7 protein-coding genes are annotated in these 4,944 nt (G+C 72.3%); 5 read left to right on the top strand and 2 right to left on the bottom strand.

Going from position 1 to position 4,944, the window contains the following annotated elements:
• A partial coding sequence (locus tag VOI19_RS14295) for a DUF222 domain-containing protein (RefSeq protein ID WP_323793634.1) occupies positions 1-1,043 on the bottom strand: 1,043 nt, incomplete at its 3' end.
• A gap of 99 nt (positions 1,044-1,142) precedes the next feature.
• On the opposite strand from VOI19_RS14295, the gene VOI19_RS14290 reads away from it, so the two are divergent.
• Positions 1,143-1,952 carry a thioesterase family protein gene (locus tag VOI19_RS14290; RefSeq protein ID WP_323793633.1) on the top strand — a complete coding sequence of 270 codons (810 nt, stop codon included), beginning with the start codon at positions 1,143-1,145 and terminating at the stop codon, positions 1,950-1,952.
• Between the two features lie 9 nt (positions 1,953-1,961).
• Here the strand turns inward: VOI19_RS14290 and VOI19_RS14285 are convergent, their stop codons facing one another.
• A complete protein-coding gene (locus VOI19_RS14285) occupies positions 1,962-2,828 on the bottom strand; it encodes a hypothetical protein (protein ID WP_323793632.1) in 867 nt (288 codons plus the stop codon).
• A 116-nt stretch (positions 2,829-2,944) separates the two neighbouring features.
• On the opposite strand from VOI19_RS14285, the gene VOI19_RS14280 reads away from it, so the two are divergent.
• From VOI19_RS14280 to VOI19_RS14265, 4 genes are all read left to right on the top strand, one after another.
• On the top strand, positions 2,945-3,364 hold the full coding sequence (locus tag VOI19_RS14280) for a (deoxy)nucleoside triphosphate pyrophosphohydrolase (RefSeq protein ID WP_323793631.1): 420 nt from the start codon (positions 2,945-2,947) through the stop codon (positions 3,362-3,364).
• Entirely contained in the window at positions 3,361-3,654 is a 294-nt protein-coding gene (locus VOI19_RS14275; protein WP_323793630.1) for a hypothetical protein, read from the top strand. Before VOI19_RS14280 ends, VOI19_RS14275 begins: the two co-directional genes overlap by 4 nt.
• A gap of 20 nt (positions 3,655-3,674) precedes the next feature.
• A complete protein-coding gene (gene mshB / locus VOI19_RS14270) occupies positions 3,675-4,589 on the top strand; it encodes an N-acetyl-1-D-myo-inositol-2-amino-2-deoxy-alpha-D-glucopyranoside deacetylase (RefSeq protein WP_323793629.1) in 915 nt (304 codons plus the stop codon).
• A gap of 4 nt (positions 4,590-4,593) precedes the next feature.
• The coding region (locus tag VOI19_RS14265) for a DUF6113 family protein (protein WP_323793628.1) at positions 4,594-4,944 on the top strand (351 nt) is incomplete at its 3' end.

The raw sequence follows: 4,944 nt of genomic DNA, 5'->3' as shown, positions 1-4,944 counted from the left end.
TGGGTGTTGCTCTCGGTGGTCTGCCCGCCGACCGCTGCGGGGGTGATGTGGTCGGTGTGGCGGATGGGGGCGTCGCACCAGGGGGTCCGGCAGATTCCTTGATCGCGGAGCTTCAGGAAGTCGGCGAGTCCGCCGGTCACGAACCGCTGCCTGCGCGTCATCGCGACGAGGCGTCCGGTGGGGTCGGCGTAGAGGGACCGGATCCAGGTCGTGGTCTGGGCGTCGAGCGCATGGCCGACGACCTCCCGGGCGACCTGCGCGGGGATCGTGGGTGCCCCGGGAGCGTCGGGCAGGACGGCGGGCTCGTTGCCGCCACCGAGCAGGCTCTCGTCGGAGATCACGAGGTCGATGGTGAGCCCCGTGTCGGCTGCCTGCTTCTGCCCGGTGAGGCGCTCAACCATGAGGTCGGCCATGATCTGGCTCTTGGTCCGTTCGTCGCCCTGGCTGACGAGGGCTTCTGCCTGCTTGCTGAGAGCGGCAAACGCGCCGACGCCCGCGACGACGGGCAGCGTGCCGGTCACATAGACCATGGTGTCCTCGGTCGGACGGATCGAGACGCGGCGGGCTGCTTCGGCCTTGGACCTGCGGCGGGCGACGGCGGCGGGGTCGAGGGCCTGGACCCGGCGGCGGATCTCGCCGGTGAGCTGGGCGGTGCCCATCGTGTCGACCGGGCTGTATCCGTCGGCGTCGACGCCGCAGACGGCCTCGTCGAGGCCGGCACGGTCCTCGCGTCCCAGGGGCCCGGACTCGGTGGCGACGACCTGGGCGCGGTACTCGCTGATCCGTCCCTCGCGCAGCGCCGTGTGGGTGCAGCCCAGGTCGGTGACGAGGTCCTTGGCCAGCCCCAGCAGCACCCCACCGCGGTGGGGTGACTCCTGACGGGCCAGCGCCACTTGGGCTGCGACCCCACGGCCGCGTCGTTCGGGGCGCACTCCTTGGCGGGCATCACGCGAGCGCACCGAGGCGTCGAGGTCGACGGCCAGCTCGGCCTGGATCGCACACGCCGCCGACTTCAACCGCTCCAGCTCCGCGATCAAGTCCACCCGCGCCCGATCCGCGACCACCTCGTCGGCAGCCGACGACTTCTCGCGCGGCGGAGCCAGTTCGAGTCGGGCAAGCGCGAGTTCGATAACGTCCCGGTCGTGAGCTCTGTCTTCGACACCCAGACCGCCGTCAACCCGGCCGACCGGGGTGACCACACCTACTCCGCCCAGCTCGAGGGCGGCTGGATGGTGGGCGGGGGCCTCAACGGCGGCTACCTCCTGGCGGTGATCGGCAACGCCCTCAAGGCGAGCCTGCCCACCAAGCCGGACCCGCTGAGCATCAGCGCCTACTACCTGTCGGCCACCACCGAGGGCCCGGCACAGGTCGACGTGAAGGTGCTGCGGGAGGGAGGCAGCGTCGCGACCGCCGCCGCCGACCTGAAGCAGGGTGACGACACCCGGATCACCGTGCTGGCGACGTACGGCGACCTCGACCGTGAGGCTGAAGACGTGCGCACCACCGCGGTGCCGTTCGACCTGCCGCCGCGCGAGCAGTGCGTGTCCAACTCGATGGCGCCCGAGAGCCTGCGCAAGATCGCGCCGCTGATGGAGCGCTTCGAGATGCTGTTCCACCCCGACGACATCGGCTGGGCCGTCGGTGAGCCCAACAACAGCGGCGAGCTGCGGGCGTGGTTCCGCCTCGAGGACGGCCGCGAGCCCGACCCGATCGAGCTGCTGCTCGTGGTCGACGCGCTGCCGCCCGTGATGTTCACCTACGGCCAGCTGGGCTGGGCGCCGACGCTCGAGCTCACCGCCCACGTGCGCGCCAAGCCCGCCCCCGGCTGGTTGCGCGTGCGGCACGCGACGCGCAACATCGCCGGCGGGATGTTCGAGGAGGACTGCGAGGTCTGGGACTCAGCTGGTCGGCTCGTCGCGCAGGCGCGCCAGCTGGCTCGCCTCCCGAGGTAGATCCCGGTCTCAGTCGAACCAGGACCGCTTCATCGAGTAGATCCACCGCGCCCACGGGTGCTCGGTGACCGACCAGAGTCGGTCGCTGTCGAGGTCGTGGGTGAGGTCCTCGGGCCCCATCGGGATCGCCCAGCGGTGCCGGGTGAGGGCGCCGGGGGTGCCGGTCCACACCGACCCCAACCGTGAGCGTCCGTGGGAGGTCGTGGCGTAGAGGCGCCCGTCGACGCGGACCACGCCCTGCATGTGCCCGACGCCGTCACCCAGCACCTCCGGGTTGCCGGTGGGCAGACGCGTCGCGGGGTCGAGCGGCACCCGGGCCAGACGACGGCTGCGGTCACCGGCGGCGTACTCGCCCACCAGGAGGTCGTCGCCGTCCCGTGACAGGAACGAGTAGCGCAGCCGCTCGACGCCGTCGTCCGCGCTCGCTCGGTAGGCGGTGTGCACGGGGAGCACGTAGCGGTAGCCGTACGCCGTCTCGTGCGAGACCCGCAGCACGTCGTCGAGGCGCGCGCTCCAGAACCCTTTCGCCGTGGCAGCGACGTGCAGGTGGTCGCCGGCCCACACCAGTCCACCGGCGTGGACGGGCAGCGGTGCGACGCCGGGGGTGCCGTCCACCAGGGTCGGCTGCACGAGCAGCACGTGGCGGTAGCGGCAGGTCTCGAGGTCGAAGAACGTGACCCGAGCTCCCTGGGTGACGGCATCGCCGGGCAACTTCTTGGCGTACCAGGTGAGCGCCACCGTCGAGCCGCGCACGTCCACGCCCTGCGGCCACCAGCGCAGGTCGCGGCGGTCGGCGCGATCGAAGGTCCACGCCCGCTCGACGGCCCGCCCGGGAGCCCAGGAGCGCCGTCCCTGACGGTTGAGGTCACCGAGCACCTGCGCGCCGACGCGCCCGCCGAGCGACGCGGCCAGGGCGTCGATCGTCCCGCTGAGGTCGTCGCCGGGGCGTAGGTGGAGTCCGTGGGGAGCAGGCCCCCCCCTATCCTGCCGACATGAGTAAGTCTCAGCCCCCGCAGGTCCGCACGGTTGTCGGCGCCGCGATCATTCGCGACGGTCGGGTGCTGGCCTGTCGTCGTACGTCGCCGCCCAAGGCCGCCGGACTCTGGGAGTTCCCCGGCGGCAAGGTCGAGCCGGGGGAGGGCCCCGAGCAGGCGCTGGTCCGCGAGATCGCCGAAGAGCTGCAGCTCGACATCGAGATCACCGGCTGGCTCGACGGCGCCTCCGCGATCGGGACGACGCACCAGCTCCTCGTGGCCACCGCGTCGGCGTCCGCCGGTCGTCCGCAGCCGACCGAGCACGACGCGATCACCTGGCTCGGCGCCGACGAGCTCGACGACGTCGAGTGGCTCGAGCCCGACCTGCCCTTCCTCTGGCAGCTCGGCGAGCTGCTCCGGGGGAGCGGCGGGGCATGAGCGCGCGCGGCATCTTCTTCGAGGAGGACGACGCCCGCTCCGCGATCGCACGACTCCGCCGTGAGGGCTACGACGCCGAGCTGGCCCGCGAGCGGCTGGCCGGCGAGGACGACGACGAGGACCACCCCTGGGCGGTCGTCACCGATGCTCCCGACCTGCTCCTCGAGCTCGTCGTCGACGACCTCGACGGTTGGTTCGACGACGAGGAGCCGGCCGCCCCCGCGCTGCCCCCGCTCGACCTCCCGTCCGCGCCGAAGCGCATCAAGCGCCCGCAGGATGACGTGCAGTAGGGCCGACTAGGCTCGCCCTCATGAGCAACGCCCCCTCCCAGCGACTTCTCCTCGTGCACGCCCACCCCGACGACGAGTCGATCGGGCAGGGCGCCACGATGGCCAAGTACGTCGCCGAGGGTCGCGGCGTCACCCTCGTGACCTGCACCGGTGGTGAGATGGGCGAGATCCTCGTGCCCGAGCTCGAGCACCTCGCCGACCACCTCGACGGCGGGCTCGCCGAGCACCGTCGTACCGAGCTGGCCGACGCGATGGCTGCCCTCGGCGTCACCGACCACCGCTACCTCGGCGGGTTCGGCACCTACCGCGACTCCGGGATGAAGTGGCACGCCGACGGTCACGCGGTCGCGGCCGACGACATCCACGAGAACGCCTTCTGGAGTGCCGACCTCACCGAGGCGGCCAACCACCTCGTCGAGGTGATCCGCGAGGTCCGACCGCAGGTGATGGTCGCCTACGACGACTTCGGCGGCTACGGCCACCCCGACCACATCCAGGCCCACCGCGTCGCGACCTACGCCGCCTCCCTGGCCGCGGTGCCGACCTACCGCCCCGACCTGGGCGAGCACTGGGACATCGCCAAGATCTACTGGGGCGCGATGTCGGAGTCGCGGATGCGCGCCGGGCTCCGCAAGATGCGCGAGGCCGGCGACACCTCGTCGTTCGAGGGCATGGACCCCGACGGGCCGCTGCCGCCGTTCATCACCGCCGACGAGAACCTCGCCTGCGCCGTCGATGCTCAGGAGCACGTCGACGCCAAGATGGCCGCCCTGGCCGCGCACCGCACGCAGATCACCACCGACGGTCCGTTCTTCGCCCTCTCCAACAACGTCGGCTCGACGGCCTGGGGCGTGGAGTTCTACCGGATCGCCAAGGGCGAGCGCGGCCCCCTCGACGACCAGGGCCTCGAGACCGACCTGTTCGCCGGGCTCTGAGGCCATGAGGCTGCGGGTCCCCCTCGCGGTGCTGTCACTCGCGGCGGGAGCCGTGGTCGGCACCGCCTCGGTCCTGGTGCACGGCGGGACCCTCGGACTCACCGTCGCCCTGGTGGCGGCCCTGGCGAGCGTGCTCGCGCTTCCGCCGGGCTGGTGGGCGCGGCTTCCGTTCGCGCTGGGCTGGCTCGGCTCGGTCCTCTACTTCAGCAACCCGCGTCCTGAGGGCGACTACCTCGTCGCGAGCGACACGGGTGGCTACCTGCTGCTCGCGAGCGGCATGGCGATCGCGGCGTTCGGGGTGATCACGGTGCGCCCGGTGGCTGCCTCCCGGGGACGGCGCCCGTCGGGCGCCGTC

Source organism: Nocardioides sp. (assembly GCF_034670285.1).
GTDB lineage: Bacteria > Actinomycetota > Actinomycetes > Propionibacteriales > Nocardioidaceae > Nocardioides.
The sequence above is the reverse complement of the archived record's forward strand: the minus strand, read 5'-3'. Positions and strand labels throughout refer to the sequence as shown.